This is a genomic window from Stenotrophomonas sp. FR010 (assembly GCF_047520755.2).
Classification (GTDB): Bacteria; Pseudomonadota; Gammaproteobacteria; order Xanthomonadales; family Xanthomonadaceae; genus Stenotrophomonas; species Stenotrophomonas sepilia.
Map to the genome: position 1 here is coordinate 57,274 of NZ_JAXBQT020000012.1, position 18,342 is coordinate 75,615.

10 protein-coding genes are annotated in these 18,342 nt (G+C 67.9%); 1 reads left to right on the plus strand and 9 read right to left on the minus strand.

What is annotated here, in order from left to right; translation table 11 throughout:
- Nucleotides 1–12: 12 nt before the first annotated feature.
- The 4 genes from ACM0PK_RS12425 to ACM0PK_RS12440 are packed head-to-tail and all read right to left on the minus strand — an operon-like array spanning nt 13 to nt 8,610.
- Nucleotides 13–2,706 carry a glycoside hydrolase family 3 protein gene (locus ACM0PK_RS12425; RefSeq protein ID WP_414607246.1) on the minus strand — a complete coding sequence of 898 codons (2,694 nt, stop codon included), beginning with the start codon at nt 2,704–2,706 and terminating at the stop codon, nt 13–15.
- The gene (locus tag ACM0PK_RS12430) at nt 2,703–4,397 is read right to left on the minus strand and encodes a glycoside hydrolase family 43 protein (RefSeq protein ID WP_414607277.1); all 1,695 of its coding nucleotides are present in this window, start codon (nt 4,395–4,397) and stop codon (nt 2,703–2,705) included. Before ACM0PK_RS12430 ends, ACM0PK_RS12425 begins: the two co-directional genes overlap by 4 nt.
- 53 nt (nt 4,398–4,450) lie before the next feature.
- Nucleotides 4,451–6,403 (minus strand): sialate O-acetylesterase, encoded by a 1,953-nt coding sequence (locus ACM0PK_RS12435; RefSeq protein ID WP_235646174.1) that lies wholly within the window; start codon nt 6,401–6,403, stop codon nt 4,451–4,453.
- Between the two features lie 32 nt (nt 6,404–6,435).
- A complete protein-coding gene (locus ACM0PK_RS12440) occupies nt 6,436–8,610 on the minus strand; it encodes an alpha-glucuronidase family glycosyl hydrolase (RefSeq protein ID WP_414607245.1) in 2,175 nt (724 codons plus the stop codon).
- Nucleotides 8,611–8,702: 92 nt separating this feature from the next.
- Here ACM0PK_RS12440 and ACM0PK_RS12445 point away from each other — a divergent pair, with 92 nt between their 5' ends.
- Nucleotides 8,703–9,761, plus strand: a complete 1,059-nt coding sequence (locus ACM0PK_RS12445; protein ID WP_414607244.1) for a LacI family DNA-binding transcriptional regulator — start codon at nt 8,703–8,705, stop codon at nt 9,759–9,761.
- An 8-nt stretch (nt 9,762–9,769) separates the two neighbouring features.
- Here ACM0PK_RS12445 and ACM0PK_RS12450 read toward each other — a convergent pair whose 3' ends face one another.
- From ACM0PK_RS12450 to ACM0PK_RS12470, 5 genes are all read right to left on the minus strand, one after another.
- Complete coding sequence (locus tag ACM0PK_RS12450; RefSeq protein WP_414607243.1) at nt 9,770–12,328, minus strand: glycoside hydrolase family 3 protein; 2,559 nt, start codon at nt 12,326–12,328, stop codon at nt 9,770–9,772.
- Nucleotides 12,325–13,734 (minus strand): sugar porter family MFS transporter, encoded by a 1,410-nt coding sequence (locus tag ACM0PK_RS12455; RefSeq protein WP_072167080.1) that lies wholly within the window; start codon nt 13,732–13,734, stop codon nt 12,325–12,327. Before ACM0PK_RS12455 ends, ACM0PK_RS12450 begins: the two co-directional genes overlap by 4 nt.
- 31 nt (nt 13,735–13,765) lie before the next feature.
- A complete protein-coding gene (xylA, locus tag ACM0PK_RS12460; RefSeq protein ID WP_414607242.1) occupies nt 13,766–15,100 on the minus strand; it encodes a xylose isomerase in 1,335 nt (444 codons plus the stop codon).
- Between the two features lie 43 nt (nt 15,101–15,143).
- The gene (gene xylB, locus ACM0PK_RS12465; protein ID WP_414607241.1) at nt 15,144–16,637 is read right to left on the minus strand and encodes a xylulokinase; all 1,494 of its coding nucleotides are present in this window, start codon (nt 16,635–16,637) and stop codon (nt 15,144–15,146) included.
- A 163-nt stretch (nt 16,638–16,800) separates the two neighbouring features.
- Nucleotides 16,801–18,330 (minus strand): tryptophan halogenase family protein, encoded by a 1,530-nt coding sequence (locus ACM0PK_RS12470; protein WP_414607240.1) that lies wholly within the window; start codon nt 18,328–18,330, stop codon nt 16,801–16,803.
- Nucleotides 18,331–18,342 lie beyond the last annotated feature (12 nt).

Consider the following 18,342-nt stretch of genomic DNA (forward strand, 5'->3'; position numbering starts at 1 on the left):
CAACGAGGGCGATCAGTCATGCGCGGACACCACGCTGAACCTGCCCTGCGCACGTATATCGGCACTGGACGCCCCTACCCTGACCTCGTAGGCACCGGGCTGCACCGCGTACGCCGCACGCGCTTGGTCATAGTGGCGCAGGGCCTGCGCCGCCTGCAGGGTGAACGTCACCGTGCGGCGTTCGCCCGGGGCCAGCTGGACGCGCTGGAAGCCACGCAGTTCCTGCACGGCATCGCCGCTGCCGGCGTGTTCGCGCCGCACGTACAGCTGTACCACTTCGTCACCGCTGCGTGTGCCCGCGTTGGTCACATCCACCGCAACGCCCAGGCGGCCATCGGCGCCGATGGTGTCCGCATCGAGGCGGAGCGCACCATAATCGAAGCGCGTGTACGAGAGCCCGTGACCAAACGGGTACAGCGGCGTGCCGCGGAAGTAGCGGTAGGTACGGCCCTCCATGGCGTAGTCGTCGAATGCCGGCATCGCTTCGCCGGCCTTGTAAAACGTGACCGGCAAACGGCCGGCCGGATTGACGTCGCCGAACAGCGCCTGGCCGACGGCGGTGCCGCCGCGCTGCCCGGGGTACCAGCTCATCAGGATCGCCGGCAGATGCGCCTGCGCCCAGTCCACGGCGATAGCCGAGCCGCCGGTGAGTACCATCACCACCGGCTTGCCGGTAGCGTGCAGGGCCTCCAGCAGGGTGCGCTGCGGCACGGGCAACCGCAGGTCGGTGCGGTCGCCACCGGCAAAGCCCGGATAGTTGACCGTCATCTCTTCGCCTTCGACATCGCCGGTGAGTCCACCAACGAATACCACCACATCGGCCTCGCGTGCGGCATCGAGCGCTTCATCGAACGGCGCCTTGGCACCGGGCATGCGCCACCCCAGGCGCACGCCGGCATCGCGCTGGTCGTCGTAGTACTCCAGCTTCAGGTCATAGGCACGCCCCGCCTGCAGGTCGAGTTCGACACCCTCGGCATGCAGGCGATCCGTGTTCACCCAGTGATCGATCACACGCTTGCCGTCCAGGTACAGGCGGTAGCCATCATCGCCGGCCACCTCCAGCCGGTAACGACCGGACACGGGGGGCAGCAGTTGGCCGCTCCAGCGGATGCTGAAGCGGTCGTTGGGAATCCCCTGCCCCGGTGCCGCTTCGCCGCGTGCCAGCAGGTTGTCGGTCGGCGAGCCGCGGTCCCAGCGGAAGCCGATCTGCGCATCGGTCCGCACCAGGGCCGGAGTGCCAGACAGGTCGGGCGTGCGGAAGTACTCGCCGCGCAGGCCGCGCTCGGGCGAGTCCGCCGAGGGCCGCAGGAAGGTCGGCTCGATCAACGGCGTGGCACCGGGATCGTCGCGCCCTTCCACCAGGTCCACGCCACGCGCATACCGCACCTCAGCGCCCTTGGCCGCCTCGCGTATGCCCTGCAGGATCGTGACCGGCGCGGCCGGTGTGCCGAAGTAGTTGCCGAGCAGCGCCATGGTGTCGTCGGCGGTGGGTCCAACCACGGCAATGCGCCTGGTGTCGCGCGACAGCGGCAGGATGCCATCGTTCTTCAGCAGCACCAGCGATGCCTGCGCGGCCTTGAGCGCGAGCGCATCATGGGCCGGCGCCTGGCTCACCGAGGCCGGAATGCGCGCCCAGCGCACCCGCTCCGGCGGATCGAACATGCCCAGGCGCATCCGTGCGGTGAACAGGCGAGTCACCGCATCGTCGATCTCCGCTTCGCTGATCAGCCCCTGGCGCACTGCCGCAGGCAGCGTTGCGTACTCCTGGCCGCATTCCAGCTCGGTGCCGTTCCTGACCGCCAGCGCCGCGGCGGCTTCGCGCGTGCCGACGATATGGTGGTGCTTCCAGATATCGACGATGGCCCAGCAGTCCGAGACCACGTAGCCCTTGAAACCCCAGTCGCGTCGCAGCACATCACGCAGCAGGAAACGGCTGGCACTGGCGGACTCGCCGTACACGCGGTTGTAGGCGCCCATGACCGCATCCACTTCGCCTTCCTTCACCAGCGCCTCGAACGCCGGCAGGTAGGTGTCGTAGAGGTCGCGCCGGCTGGGGCGTGCATCGAAGTGATGGCGGTCGGCCTCCGGCCCGCTGTGCACGGCCAGATGCTTGGCGGTGGCGTCCAGCTTGCGGTAGACGGGGTCGTCGCCCTGCAGGCCGCGCACGAAGGCCACGCCCATGCGCGCGGTGAGGTAGGGATCCTCGCCGTAGGTCTCCTGTCCGCGACCCCAGCGCGGGTCGCGGAAGATGTTGACGTTCGGCGACCAGAAGGTCAGGCCCTGGTAACGGCCATGCGCGCCTTCGCGGAGGAACTGGTGGTGCTTTGCGCGGGCCTCGTCGCTGATGGTCGTGGCCACCTGCCCCATCAACGGTACATCGAAGGTCGCGGCCAGGCCGATTGCCTGCGGAAACACCGTGGCCTGCCCTGCCCGTGCCACGCCATGCAACCCCTCATTCCACCAGTCGTAGGCGGGCACACCCAGCCGTTCGATTGCCGGCGCGGCATTCTGCATCTGCGCGGCCTTCTCTTCCAGGGTCATCTGCGCGACGAGTGCGGCGGCCCGTTGCTCGAAGCTTGCCGAGACATCCAGCCAGGGCCGTGGCGCGGCCGCGGATGCGGCGGCCGCCACGCAGCTCAGGACGAACACGGTGGCCCGTCCACGCCACGTACGGCGGCGGGACCTGGACGAAATCGACAGTCTCATTTGCTTCTCCCGGTGCGCTCGTCGCGCGCGAAGGGACCCAACAGTGCGCCCACGAAGCCGCCTGCCCGGTCCGTACTCAGAACGGTGCCGTCCACGTCGCCTGCGAGCAGTTGCCAGCCCTGCCCGTCGCCGATGTCGAACGAGAACGCGTAGTCGCCCTCGTTGCCGGCAATCTTCAGGCGCAGCGCTGCAGACGCCGGCACGTCATGGCTGGCCAGCGTCCGCGTGCTGCCACCCCCGTCACGCGCTTCGAGGAAGAGCGAGAGGCGCCCCCCGCCAAGGTCACGAACGCCGAGGAAGTACCAGTACGCCTCGCTCTGGAACGCCGCCAGACCGGCGGCGACACCGGGGGCTGGCGGGGTCATCGCGGTGCTCGCCTCAAAGCGCAGGTGCTGCTGGCGCCGGCCGAGAAATGCCGGATTGCGCAACGTGTCCAGATCCTCGGCAAGCGGGTGCACGGCCAGCATGCCGGGGCGCTTGTGCAGGTCAGCCCAGGCATGCCTGGGCACGCGCACGCGCAGCCACTGGCGATCGAGCGCTGGGCCATCAAAATTGTCGCGCGCCACGAAATTGCCGGTCGACGGGGCCTGCGATGCCTCGCCCTGCATCCATGACGGCGCCTCGGCCACGTAGGGAATGGCCTGGTCGGTCGGCAGGATCTGCGGCCAGCCATCCTGCCAGCGCACCGGCAACAGGTAGGTCTCGCGCCCGGTGTTGTAGTGGCGCTTCTGATAGTTGCGGCTGGCCAGGAACACCGCCCACCACGAGCCATCCGGGCCTTCGACCAGGTCGGCGTGGCCGGCATTGGTGATCGGAAGCGGACGGTCGTCCGGCAGTTCGCGCTGGGTCAGGATCGGATTGCCCGCATAGGCAACGTAGGGTCCCCACACCGTGCGGCTGCGCAGCACCACCTGCGAATGCTGCGGCCCGGTACCCCCTTCAGCGTCGGACAGGTAATACCAGCCCTCCCGCTTGTAGATGTGCGGTCCCTCGATCCAGATCGGATTCTTCGCTGGCTCCACGCCTCCATCAACCAGCACCCGGCGTGGCCCGACCGGCTTGAATGCCGCCAGATCGATCTGCTGCATCCAGATGGCGCGGTGCCCGTCGTAGCGCGGCGGACCGGGCGGTGCATCGTTGTTGATCAGGTACACCTTGCCGTCGTCGTCGAAAAACAGTGATGGATCGATGCCATCGATGCCGGGCAGCCAGTGCGGATCGGACCACGGCCCGGCCGGGTCGCGCGCAGTGGCAATGAAGTTGCCGCCGCTGTCGGTGGCCGTGGTCACCACGTAGAAGACCCCGTCGTGGTACTCGATTGTGGGGGCAAAGATGCCGCGCGAGACGCTCAGCCCGTCGAAATCCAGCTGCGTGGGGCGGTCAATCACATTGCCGATCTGCTTCCAGTGCACCAGGTCAGCACTCTCGAACACCGGAATGCCCGGGAAGTAGGTGAAGCTGGAATTGACCAGATAGAACCGGCCGTTCGCGCGCACGATGCTGGGATCGGCATGGAAGCCGGCCAGGACGGGATTGCGGTAATGGCCGGCCGGCAGCGGCACTTCAAACGCCTGGTCATCGCCGCGGTACTCGAACCAGTCGAAGTACACCGGCGGAGCGTCCGGCGGCGCGCTGGCCCGGGTGGCAGCGGCCGACAGCAGGAACAACGCCCCCAGCAGGCGGCGCGCCATCGACCTCAGGCCGGCCCTGTCGCGGGCCAGAGGGGACTGCGTGGACAACGTCATCATCGTCGGGCCTCGGCTTCGGCAATGGGAAGTTCGAACGGGCCGGCCGGCGCCCCGCTGCGATCGCGCAGCGTGCACACCGGGCCATCGGCCCAGCAGTAGCGGACGTGCGTTGCGTGCGTCGACCGTGGGCCGCGCAGCAGGATCCGGCGCGCATCCAGTTCGGCGTCGGCGTACTCGCAGTGGCGCGCATGGCCCTTGGCCTCGCACAGTTCAAAGCCGATCGGACGCAGCGAACCGCTTGCGGTGAGCGCGCCTTCGACATCCTCGAACGCAATGGCCACGGCCGTGGGCGTCCGCACGGCCGTTACCGCCCGCGGACCTGACGGTGCCAGATCCTGCTCGCCGTACACCACGTGGCGGGCCACGCGCGCCAGGCGGCGCCCGAGCTCCTGCTTGTTCGGCGGGTGGATGTCGTAGGCATCGCCGATGTCGATGGCGATGGCGAGCCCGCTCTGCGCATCCTCGGCTGCGACGCGCCGCTGCGCCTCGCGCACCTGCGCCCAACCGCTATCGGCGGGCGAAACCGGTGCCTGGCCATAGCTGGCCAGCTGCGCGAGCAGCAGTGGCGTGCGCGCACCGAACTGACGCCGCCAATCGTCGCGCAGCGCACGCAACCGCGCCGCGTACGCCGCGCCATCACCGGTGTTCGATTCACCCTGGTACCACAGCATGCCGCGCAGCCCGAAAGCGCCGAGCGGTGCGATCATTCCGTTGTACAGCGTCGACAACCCGGTGGCGGCCTGCCAGGGGGCGAATGGCGGCGCCTGTTGGCCCGGCGCCACCCGGTACTTCCACGGACCCTGCAGTGCCACCCGATCGCCGTTGTCGAACTGCAGGCCGTATGCCGTGGCGGGGCCAGCCAGGCCGCCTTCACCGTAGGTGTCGAGCACGTTGACCGCAATGCTGTTGGACCCTGCCTTCAGCAGGCCGCTGGGCAACGGGTAGCGCCTCTCGCCGGTGCCGTACTGGCTGCCCACGGAGACGCCGTTCACCCAGGTCACGTCCGCCTCGTCGGCCGATCCCAGCTCCAGGGTGGCGCCGCGTGCAGCCTGTTCAGCGCTCAGCACCACCTGCGTGCGATACCAGACCATACCGTTGTAATCGGCAAGCGCGGGCACGTTCCAACGCTCCCATGCGCCCAGTGTGGCCGGTGCGCGCGACCATCCTCGGTCATCGGCATCCGCGCGCCATGGGGCGTCGCCGGGCAGCGTGCCCTCGCGTGTGGCCCACCAGTGCTGCCAGTAGCGGCCCCAGGCTGCGCGTGCCTCCAGCGGATCACGCGCAGACCGCGCGAGGATATCGAGGGCCTCGTCCAGGCCGCCCTGCCCGCGCAGCGCACCAACGCTGGTCCAGGCCTCGATCCGCGAGCCACCCCACGCTGCCTCGATCAGCCCCATCGGCACGTCGACCGTGCGCTGCAGTTCGCGCGCGAAGTAGAAGCAGGTGGCGGAGAAATCGCGCGCCGTATCAGGCGTTGCCGATGTCCAGGCAGTGCTGCCGTTGAAGCTCTCCTGTGCCTGCACGGCGGCGTGCTGCGGCACGGTGAACAGCCGGATCCGTGGCATCGTGGCTGCGGCGATCTCGCTGGCTGCGTTGAGCGAGCGCCACACCGGCAACTCCATGTTCGACTGGCCCGAACACAGCCATACGTCGCCGACCAGCACATCGCGCGCCATCTCCCGACGTGTCCCGGCGCTTACTTCCAGCGTGTGCGGACCGCCCGCGGCCACCGGGGGCAGCGTTGCCTGCCAGCCGCCTGCGGCGTCCGCCCGGGTGCTTACCGCCTGCCCGGCAAACGTCACGGAAACCGGCTGCCGAGGGCCTGCGTGCCCCCAGACCACAATGGGCCGGTCACGCTGCAGGACGGCGTGATCGCTGAACAGCGGATGCAGCAATCCCGTCGTTTCCCGCGCCGCGGCCGGCATCGCCACCACTGCCGCAGCCATCATCAACAGCGCACACCCGACTGCTCCGAACCTGCTCATCGGCCATCCCCCGGTGCGGACGGAAACTGCAAGGCCTGGTAGTACGACAATGGCTGCGGCGGTGGCTGTTCGCCGGCGGGCAGCGGGCGGCCACTGAGCGACTGGAAGTACGCCACGCTGGCGTCACGCCACCATTGCGCTTCATCGTGCTGGATCTGCAGGAACGCCGCGACGTGCCGATGCCGCTGCGGATCGATCCGGTCGCGCAGGGCTGCCCAGGTGTCCTGCATCGAGCGCACCTGGCGCACACCGCGCGAATAGCGCCCGACCAGCTCATCCCAGAGCGTCCTGCCCGAGCGCATGCGGCGGTCCCACGGCACATGATGGAACCACAGCAGCAGCGACTCGGGCACCCGCGCGGAATCGCCGTAGATCTCGGCGACCTGCGGGGCGTACTGGCCTACTGCGTTGCTTCCGCCGGCGCTGCGGTCAAAACCGATGCCCTGGCTGTCTGCGCGGTGGTAGTACACCGACGTCCAGTCCGCACGTGGGCCTCCGTCCACCCAGGGGCCGGGGCCGTAGTGATGGCCGCGTGCCATCAGGTGGTGCAGGCCCAGCGGCGTCATGTAATCCACTGCCGCCTCGCGCGAGTCCATCATCATCCGCACGATCGGGCCGGTCACCTGCGGGTCGGGCGAGAACGTCAACGCTGCCCAGTCTTCGGCAATCGCGCGCGCGGATTGCTGCGGGTTCCAGGCCAGCCGGCCGAAGGCGTACCAGTTGGCCTGGTCGAAGTGCGAGCCACTCCAGGTACGGTCCATGCCGATGTTGGCGACGCCGGCGATACCGGTCAGTGCGTGGCCCTCCAGCGAACCATCGACCACGCGGGCAACCGTGGAGCCTTCGCCACGGGCATGCGTGTCGGCCTGCAGCACTTCCTCGTAGAGCGTTCCCAGGTAGACCAGGTGCGTCGCAAAACCCAGGTATTCCTTGGTGATCTGCAGTTCCATCATCAGCGGCGTGCGTGGCATCGCGCCGAACAGCGGATGGAACGGCTCGCGCGGCTGGAAGTCGATGGGGCCGTTCTTCACCTGCACGATCACGTTGGGCCGGAAGGCGCCGTCCAGCCCGACAAACTCGCTGTACGCCTGCTTGGCGCGATCCTCGGGGACCTCGTGCGAATACACGAAGGCCCGCCACATCACCACGCCGTTGTAGGGCGCCAGCGCGTCGGCCAGCAGGTTGGCGCCGTCGGCATGGGAACGACCGTAATCCTGCGGGCCGGGTTGCCCCTCCGAGTTCGCCTTGACCAGGAAACCGCCGAAATCCGGAATGCGCGCATGGATCTCATCGACCTTGTCGCGCCACCAGCGCCGCACGTCGGGATCCATCGGGTCAGCCGTCGCCAGGCCGCCGAGCTCGATGGGCGCACTGAAGCGTGCGCTCAGGTAGACGCGGATGCCATAGGGGCGGAACAGGTCAGCCAGCGCGGCGGCCTTGGCCAGATAGCCCGGCGACAGGCTCAGCGCACTGGCGTTGACGTTGTTGAGGACGGTGCCGTTGATGCCGAGCGAAGCGTTGGCACGGGCGTAGTCGGTGTAGCGCGGGTCACGCCATTGCGGCAACGTCTGCCAGTCCCATAGCGAGCTGCCCGCATAGCCACGCTCGACGTAGCGGTCCAGGTTGTCCCAATGGTCGAGCACGCGCAGTGCGACCCGCGGCGACTCCCGCACGTCCAGGCCCTGCAGCGGCATGCCACGCTGCAACAGGCGCAGCAGGTGGAACATGCCATACAGCACGCCGACATCCCGGCGTGCCGCCACCAGCAGCACATCGCGCCCCCCGGTCCGGACCTGCTGGATCAGGAAGCCCTCGTCGCCCAATGTGGCGATCTCGTTGCCGAACGCGGCAACCAGCGCCGAAGACTGCGGCGTACCCAGCACCAGGGCATGGTCAGTAGTGATTGCCGTTCGCATTGGCGGGGCCGTTCCAAGCAATCCAGAAAGGCTCCGCGCAAGCTCGTCGCGGGTGGCGCGCTGCATCGGCGTGCCATCCGGGGCCACCACTTCGGCCAGCTGCCGCCGGTAGTCGGCAGCGACCGTTGTGGCAACCGGCTGGTAGCGCATCCACAGCCTGTAGCCATCCTCCGCCCGTGCCCCGCCAGCACAGGCCAGCAGTGCGAGCACGGCGCACAGGCGCGTGCCGACAGCACGCAACAACGGCGTTAACATGCGCCTTTGTAAACTACGTTCGGGCCCGGGGCAGCGCATCATCGTCCTTCGCACCCGCGCGGCAGCGCCACCAAGAACAAAGGGATCGTGCATTGGACAAGCCGAAGAAATCGGTTCGCCGCAGAACCGCAGGCGTGACGATCGACGAGGTTGCGGCCCTTGCCGGCGTTTCGCCGATGACCGTGTCGCGGGTGATCAACCAGGGCAAGGTGCGCGACGTCACCCGCGAGCGCGTGCTGCGCGCCGTGCGTGAGCTCGGCTATACACCCAATCTTGCCGCCAGTTCGCTGGCCGCCGCACAGCACACGCGCATTGCGCTGATCTACACCAACCCCAGCGGCGCCTACCTGCGCGAACTGCTGGTGGGCCTGCTGCGCGTCGCCTCCAGTTCCGCCATCCAGCTGGTCATCGACTACTGGGACAACCTGGATGCCGAATCCGAACGCAAGGCGGCGCGTGCGCTCGCCGGACGCGTCGACGGGGTGATCCTGCCGCCACCCCTGTGCGAATCGCAGGCCGCCGTAAGCGAACTGGTCAAGGCAGGCATTCCGGTCGTGGCCATCGCATCGGGGCGCCTGAGCGAGGCCCTGTCCTGCGTCCGCATCGACGATTTCAGTGCCGGCAAGGAAATGACCGATCACCTGCTTCGGCAGGGACACACCCGCATCGGTTTCATCCGTGGGCGCGATGACCTGAGCGCAAGTGCGCTCCGCTACGACGGCTTCGTCACCGCCCTGCGCGAGGCCGGGCTGGCGGTGGATCCTGGCTTGGTCCAGCACGGTGACTACACCTACCGGTCCGGCCTGGCTGCCGCCGAAAAGCTGTTGTCCCAACGCCGCCCACCGACCGCGATTTTCGCCAGCAACGACGACATGGGCGCTGCCGCCATCTCCGCCGCGCACCGGCGCGGGCTGGAAGTGCCGCGCGACCTGTCGGTCGTGGGTTTCGATGACACCTCGGCCGCCACCACCGTGTGGCCGGAACTGACCACGATCCACCAGCCCATCGCCTCGATGGCCAACGCGGCCGTCGACATCCTGCTGCGCACCATCCGCCGTCCGGCGGCGGACGCAACGGTGCTGCGCGATCATGTGATGCCGCATCGGCTGATCGCACGCGATTCGGTCGCCGCGCCGCCCCGGCGGCGGTAGCGCAGGCATCATGCTCCGCATCCGAGGGTGACCTCGGCTTCGTTCAGCGCACCCAGCGCGACGCGTGACACGGAGATCGTCATCGCATCGCCCGTCACCACCGACCACGGTCGGTCGATCGCGTCCATCCTTGCACCCGCCCTGGCCAGGCACTTCAGCGGCACGCCGACACGCTTCCACTGGCCCTGTGGAAGCGCCGCCAACGCCGGCCCGATGGCGACGCGCGCCGAGCAGCCCGCACTGCAGCCCACCGACAGCCACGCCTCACCCTTCGGGGCTGCGTCCACCCGTAGCGTGGTCAGCAGCATCAGGTCGCCGTTGGATTCGCGCTGCAGGTCCAGCGCCGTGTGCGACTGCAGTGCAGTGACGGCCTCGCCCTTGCCCGACCAGGCCAGGCGTCGCCCATCCTCCTGCGCCAGATGATCCACGCCGGTGATCTTCAGCCGATCATCGGGCAATGCATCCGGCACGCGGGTCACGGTCAGGCCCTGGCCTGCGGCCTGCTCAAGGCGCAGCGCCATGCCGGGACCTGCATCACCGCGCGCGAAGAACACGCCGGTCGCGCCCTCGTTGCCGGTCACGCCCGATGCTTCCGGCAGCGCGGCCAGGTTGCCGTTGTCGGCGTAGGTCAGGCCGAAGCCGAACGCAAACAACGGATCGTAGTCCTTCTGGCCCACGTTGTTGGCGTACTGGGTGGCAGTGCGCGGCCAGCTGAAACTGAGCTTGCCCTTGAAATCGTGCTGCACGCGGCCATCGCTTCCGCGCAGCAGCACATCGGCAATGCCGGCGCCTTCCGAGCCCGGCAGCCATGCAGCCACGAAGGCATTGGCGGCATTGATTTCCCGGTTCACCCAGAGCGGTCGCCCGCTCAGGAAAACCGCAACAACCGGTATGCCTTCGGCCTTGAGCCGCTTGAGCAGCGCCAGGTCCGTTTCGTTGCCGGGCTTGTAGGCCAGCGTCGGCCGGTCTCCCTGGAACTCGGCATAGGGGTCTTCGCCAAACACCACCACCGCCACGTCGGGCTTCACTGCATAGCGTCCGTCGACGGCAAGCACGGCTTCACCACCCGCCGCGCTGGCCTGGCGCGCGATGCCCTCGTAGATCGTGTCCGCATTGGGGAAGTCCTTGCGGGTGGTGCCGGTGCCCTGCCAGTTGAGCGTCCAGCCGCCGGCCTGCTTGCCGACATCGTCGGCACCGTCGCCGGCCACGAGGATCCGCTGCTTCGGCGACAGCGGCAGGAGGCCGTTCTGGTTCTTCAGCAGGACCAGCGACTCGCGCACGGCCTGCCGGGCAACCGCGCGATGGGCCGGCGCGCCGATCAGTGCGAACTGCCCGCCGACGGCCCGCGTGGATGGCCTGCCGGCCTCGAACAGCCCAAGGCGGAACTTGACCCGCAGGATCCGGCGCACCGCATCGTCCAGGCGTTGCGGCGTGATCCGCCCATCCTTCACCGCAGCCAGCGTCGTCTCGTAGAACCCTTTCCAGCTGTCCGAGGCCATCGCCATGTCCAGGCCCGCGTTGATCGTGGCCGGGCAGTCTGTGGTGGTGCAGCCCTTGACCTGTCCATGACCATTCCAGTCACCCACCACGAAGCCACCGAAGTTCATGCGGCCCTTGAGCACATCGGTGAGGTAATGCCGGTGCCCATGCATCTTTTCGCCGTTGACACTGTTGAACGACGCCATCGCGGTCTGCGCGCCGGCGGCGATTGCCGGCGGATATCCGGCGGCGTGGATGCGCACCAAATCTGACTCGCTGATGTGGGTGTCGCCCTGGTCCTTGCCGTCAGTGGTGCCCCCATCGCCCAGGAAGTGCTTCACCGAGGCGATCACATGGCGGCCATCGAGGAACTCCGGGGTTCCCACCCTGCCCTGCAGCCCCTCCACCATGGCGGCGGCATAGCTGGCCACCACGTCCGGCGATTCGGAGTAGCCTTCGTAGGTGCGTCCCCAGCGATCATCCTGGGGTACGGCAACGGTCGGCGCGAACGTCCACTCCATGCCGGTAACGCGGGTCTCCAGCGCGGTGATGCCACCAATCTGCCGCAGCAGCTCCGGATTGCGCGTGGCGCCCAGCCCGATGTTGTGCGGGAACAACGTGGCGCCAATGATGTTGCTCTGCCCGTGCACGGCATCGATGCCGAACAGCAGCGGAATGGGCTTGCCGCCTTTCGACGTGTCCATCGAGGCGTCGTAGAAGGCGTCGGCCAGCGCCAGCCATTCGGCCGGCGAGGCGTCATAGCGGCCACCGGGATCGGAGTTGCCACCGGCCAGGATCGAGCCAAGCCGGTAGCGGCGCACATCGTCGGGGGTGACGCTGGCGATGTCACCCTGCACCAGCTGGCCGACCTTTTCCTCCACCGTCATGCCGGCCATCAGGTCGGTGATGCGCTTCTCCAGCGCCGGGTCCGCAGCCAGGGGCCAGATGACCTCCGGCCAGGGATCCTTGTCGGTGGCTGCGGCGGCGGCAGCCCGGTCCTGGCCGCGGCAGCCGAGCAATCCCAGCATCAGTGCGGCGACCAGCGCGCCGCTGCGGATGACGAAGGCCTGCGATGTCATGGTGCTCATCCTTCCATCTGCTCCAGTTCCTTGCCCTTGGTCTCGTGCACATGCCGGACGACGAAGATCACCGAGATCACGGCAGCCACCAGGTAGATGCCGTAGGTGGCCGCCAGCCCTGCCGCGGCCAGCAGCATCGGGAACGTCACCGTGACCACGAAGTTGGAGGTCCACTGCGCCGCGCCGGCGACTGCCAGTGCCGAACCGCGGATCTGGTTCGGGAACATCTCGCCCAGCATCACCCACATCACCGGTCCCCAGGACAGATTGAAGAACACGACATAGGCATTGGCCGCCACCAGTGCCAGCGTGCCCATGCGGCCGGGCAGCTGCAGATGCCCGTCGGCCAGCGAACCGCTGGCAAACGCCACCACCACCAGTGCAAGCGACAGCGACATCCCGGCCGAGCCGAACCACAGCAGGGGTTTGCGGCCGATCCGGTCGATCAGCAGCACGGTGACCACGCAGGCACCGATGCTCAGTGCGCCGGACAGCACGTTGATCAGCAGCGCGTCGTTCTCGGAAAAGCCGACTGCCTGCCACAGCACCGCGCCGTAATAGAACACCACGTTGATGCCGACCAGCTGCTGGAAGCAGGCCAGCCCGACGCCGACCCACACAATCGGGCGGATCCGCCCGGTCGCCCGGCTCTTCAGATCGGACAGGCGCGGGCGATGATGGTCGTTGGACAGCGAGGCATCGATCTCCTCGAGCGTGGCCCTGGCCTTGTCGCTGCCCAGCAGCCGGGTCAGCACCCGGAGGGCGTCTTCCTTGCGCCGTTTCACCACCAGGTAGCGCGGGCTCTCCGGAATGGTCAGCAACAGCAGCAGGAACACCAGTGATGGCGCGGCCTGCATCCAGAACATCCAGCGCCAGGCGGCCTGCCCGCCCCACAGCGGTTCGGTCGACGCGCCCGCTGCAGCCGCCAGCAGGTAGTTGGACAGGAACGCGGCGGTGAGCCCGGTGATGATGGCGATCTGCTGCACCGTAGCCAGGCGGCCGCGATAGCGGGCCGGAGCGACCTCGGCAATGTAGGCCGGCGAGATCACGCTGGCCGCGCCGACCGCGAATCCGCCCACCACCCGCGCCGCAATGAACCAGCCCGACGAGACCGCCGCCCCGGCACCGAGCGCCGACAGCAGGAACATCACTGCCGAAAGGATCAGTACGTTGCGACGGCCGAGCCGGTCGGCCAGCCGTCCAGCACTGAACGCGCCCACCGCACAGCCCAGCAGCATCGACGCGATCTCGAACCCCTGCATCCATTCGCCGGACCGGAACGCCTGGTGCAGGCCATCCTGGGTACCGTTGATCACGCCGCTGTCGAAGCCGAACAGAAAACCGCCAATCGTCGCCACCACGCTGATCAGTACGATCAGCCGCGTGTTCTCACCGCTGCCCGCTGCCTGGTTCATCCCCATCCCCTTGAGTGCACCGTGGCCGCGCTCAGCGCAGCAGGTACTGGTTGAGCAGGTTTTCGTAACGCTCCTGCTTGCCGCTGGCCTGGCGCGGTTCGCCGAGGCGGGCGGCCAGTGCCGCAAGGTCCGGCAGGCTGAGCGTGCCACGCTCGAAATCCTGGCCGGCGCCGGAATCGAAGCTTGCGTAGCGCTGCGCACGCCATTGCTCCCACGGCGACTCGGTCAGCAGTGCATGGGCAACCTCCAGCCCGCGTGCGAACGCATCCATGCCGCCGATATGGGCAATGAACAGATCCTCCAGGTCGGTCGACTCACGGCGCACCTTCGCATCGAAGTTCAACCCGCCCTCCAGCCCGCCCTGGCGCAGCACGACCAGCATCGCGCCCACGGTGTCGTACAGATCGCTGGGGAACTGGTCGGTGTCCCAGCCGTTCTGCGCGTTGCCGCGGTTGGCATCGATGCTGCCGAGCAGGCCATGATCGGACGCGACCTGCAGGTCGTGCTCGAAGGTATGGCCGGACAATGTGGCGTGGTTGGCCTCGATGTTGAGCTTGAAGTCCTTGTCCAGCCCATGCTCCTTCAGGAAACCCACCACCGTGGCACTGTCGAAGTCGTACTGGTGCTTCATCGGCTCCATCGGCTTGGGCTCGATCAGGAAGTTGCCCTTCAGGCCGATGCTGCGGCCATAGTCGCGGGCCATGGTCAGGAAGCGTGCGAAGTGCTCGATCTCGCGCTTCATCTGCGTATTGGCCAGCGACGCATAGCCCTCGCGCCCGCCCCAGAACACGTAGTGCTCGCCACCGAGTTCGACCGTGGCCTCCAGGGCGGCCTTGACCTGCACCGCGGCGCGGGCCACCGCGGCGAAATCGGGATTGGTCGATGCACCGTTCATGTAGCGCGGGTGCGAGAACAGGTTGGCCGTGCCCCACAGCAGCTTGACGCCGGTGGCCTCCTGGCGCGCCTTGGCCAGGCCCACCATGTGCGTGAGGTTCTTCTGGTACTGGCCGATATCATCGGCATCCGGCGCCAGGTCGATATCGTGGAAGCACCAGTACGGCACGCCCAGCTTGGTGAAGAACTCGAACGCCGCGTCCACTTTCGCTTCGGCCGTGGCCAGCAGCGAGCCCGCCTCCCACGGGAACTGCCGGGTACCCGGGCCGAACGGATCGTGCCCGGCATTGCAGAAGGTATGCCAGTAGCACACGGCGAAGCGCAGATGCTCCTGCATGGTCTTGCCACCGATGACCCGGCTGGCATCGTAGACCTTGAAGGCAAGCGGATTGTCCGAGCCCTTGCCCTCGAACGGAATGCGGCCGACGCCGGGGAAGTATTCCTTGGCGCCGATGAAGGGCTGCGTGCTCATGGTGCGTGCTCCTGTCGTTGTACGGGGTGTCGTGGAGGAGCCATCAGCCGCGCTGCAGCGGCGTGATGGCATCAAGATGACTGAGGAAGCGTGCGTAGGCCCGTGCATAGGCATCGCTGCGGTCCGGATCCGGGCGCGCGGAGAGCGTGGGATCGACGGTGACGTGCCGTGCGGTGATGTCGCTGATCGAAGTGGCGTTGCCCTGCGATCGGGCGAGCGCCCACAGCGCCTGCAGTGCCGCGCCAAACGCCGCGCCTTCGGCCTGCACCGGGACCTCCACCGGCAGGCCGAACACATCGGCCACCAGTTGACGCCAGGCAGCGCTGTTGCTGCCACCGCCGGTGAGCACGATGCGATCGAACTGCATGCCCGCGCGGACGAAGGCGTCGTAGCCGTACTTCAGGCTGTAGGTCGCGCCCTCCATGGCGGCGCGGTACACATGCGCCGGGGTGAAATTGGCAATGTCCAGGCCAGCCAGCACGCCCTTGCCCAGCGGCAGGTCAGGGGTACGTTCGCCATTGAGGAACGGCAGCATCACCAGGCCCCCTGCCCCCGGCGGCGTTGCGCGAAGATGCGCGTCGCCATCGCGGGTGCTGAAACCGAAGGCGCTGGCCACGCGTTCGGTGGCCACGGTGCAGTTCATGGTGCAGATCAGCGGCAGCCAGCCCCCCGTGGACGAGCAGAACGCCGCCCACGCGCCATCCGGATCGATCACCGGCGAGCCGGAATACGCAAACAGCGTTCCGGAGGTTCCCAGGCTCATCGCCAGCCGCCCTTCCGTGACGCAGCCGGTGCCGATCGCCGCCATCATGTTGTCGCCGCCACCAACGGCCACCTTCACCGCCGCTGCAAGCCCGAGCGCGGCCGCAGCCTCCGGCGCGATATCGAACAGGGCATCGGGCGCAGCGATCGGCGGCAGGCAGGCAGCAAGATCACGATCAGGATCGGTGGCGCGCAGCAGTTCCTGCGACCAGGTGCGCGTGCGCACGTCCAGCCAGCCGGTGCCGGACGCATCGCCAAGCTCGCAGAACCGCTGCCCGCTCAACACGAAATTCAGGTAGTCGTGTGGCAGCAGGATGGTCGCCAGCCGCGCATAGGCGTCGGCACGGTGGGTGCGGGTCCAGGGCAGCTTGGACGCTGTGTAGCCGGCCAGGATCGGGTTGCCCGCCAGCGTTATGGTTCGTTGGAACCCGCCCACGGCATCCATGATCTGGATGCATTCGGCCGAGGTGCTGGTGTCGCACCACAGCTTGGCCGGTGCCAGCACCTCGCCAGCATCGTCAACTGGCACGAATCCATGCTGCTGGCCCGATACCGCCAGCGCAACGATGCGTGCGCGCAGCGAGGGATCGATCCGGGCAAAGCAGTCGCGCAGGGCCGACACCCAGTCGGCCGGCGCCTGTTCACGGCTGCCATCGGCACCGCTGTCCAGCGCGAGCGGCGCGCTGGCCGAGGCCACCACCGCCTGCTTCCGCGGGTCATAGACCAGCACCTTCAGGCTCTGCGTCCCTGCATCGATCCCTGCAACCAGACCCATCGAAACCGCCTCCGATCAAAAAAGGTAGCGCTAACATTCCGTGGACTCAAAAAGGGGGCGTGGTGTCCGGCCCCCTCGTTGCCACCGCGCGCGTCATCGCCTGCGGTGTTGCCGCACTGTAACCAGCCGCAGCGGAAAAAGCGTGCTGCAACGCAAAACCCTGCTACGCGCTTGCTTCCGTCGAACGCCACACGTCCACGCCGGACCTGCAGTACTGCGCGATGAACTCCGCCTGCGCCGGCATCTGCGCGGCGGCCTGCTGCACAGGCCGTTGGATGCCCTTCAACAAGGTGCGCAGATCGACATCACTCACGGCCCGCGCCAGCGGGTGCGCAGGACCGGGCGCGATGCCCTGCCCGAGCAGCACGCTGGTCCAGGATTCGACGCGGAACAGCTCGCCGGGGTCCTGCCACGCATGCGCACGCTCGCGCCACGCCTGCAGCCGCTGCTGCAGCGACTCGGGCACGCGCATCTCGCGACAGGCCTTCCACATCGGTTCGCTGCGCTGCGTGGCGTGGTAGTGCAGGATGATGAAGTCGCGCACGTGCTCCATTTCCTGGCGGCTGACATCGTTGTACAGCTGCACCAGCGATGCACTGATGCCGTCGAACGGGAACAGCTGGATCAGGCGCACCACTGCGCTGATCGTCAGATGGATGCTGGTCGACTCCAGCGGTTCGATGAAGCCGCTGGCCAGCCCGAGCGACACCACGTTCCTGTTCCAGGCCTTCAGCCGGCGTCCACTGCGGAACGGCACCTTCCATGGATCGCGCAAGGGTGGAGCCCCGGCATCGCGCAGCAGTTTCGCGGCGGCCTCGTCATCGGACAGATGGCGGCTGTCATACACCAGCCCGCAGCCAACGCGGTGCTGCAGCGCGATGTGCCAGCGCCACCCCGCCTCGTGGGCGATCGCCCGGGTATAGGGCGCCGGCGGCGCCACCGCTTCGGTCTGCACCGCCACGGCCCGGTCGCACGGCAGCCATTCGTGCCAGTCCTCGTAGCCGGTGCACAGTGCCTGCTCGATCAGCAGGCCGCGGAAGCCGGTGCAGTCGATGAACAGATCGCCCTCGATCACCTGGCCGTCGTCCAGCACCAGCGCCTGCACCGAACCGTCGTGCGCGTGCTGCCTGACCTGGGCGATCCGGCCTTCGATCCGGCGCAGGCCGTGGGCCTCGGCCCTGCCGCGCAGGAACCGCGCATACAGACCGGCATCGAAGTGATACGCATAGCTGGCCTGCGGCTGGGTGTGCAGCGAAAAGCGGTCGCCACGCGAGGCGATGCTCTCCAGGCAGAAGTCGCCCAGGTCCGAGGGCATGCCGCGGCGCAGGCTGTCCAGCCAGAAGTGATGGAAGGGGGCCGCCCAGGTGCCATGGCCGATGGTGCCGAACGGATGGAAGAAGCGATCGCCCGGCAGGCGCCAGTTCTCGAACGAGATCGACAGCTTGAAGGTGCCGGCCACCGCGCGCAGGAACTCCTGCTCGTCGATCTGCAGGAAGCGGTGGAAGGTGCGGATCGGCGGCACAGTGGACTCACCGACACCGACCGTGCCGATCTGCTCGGACTCGACCAGCGTGATCTGCAGCTGGTCACGGAACTGGTGCGCAAGCGCGCAGCCGGCCAGCCAACCCGCCGTACCGCCACCGGCAATGACCACCTTGCGGATGCGCCCTGCGAGCGTGCTCTCGGTATCCAAAACGGCGCCCTC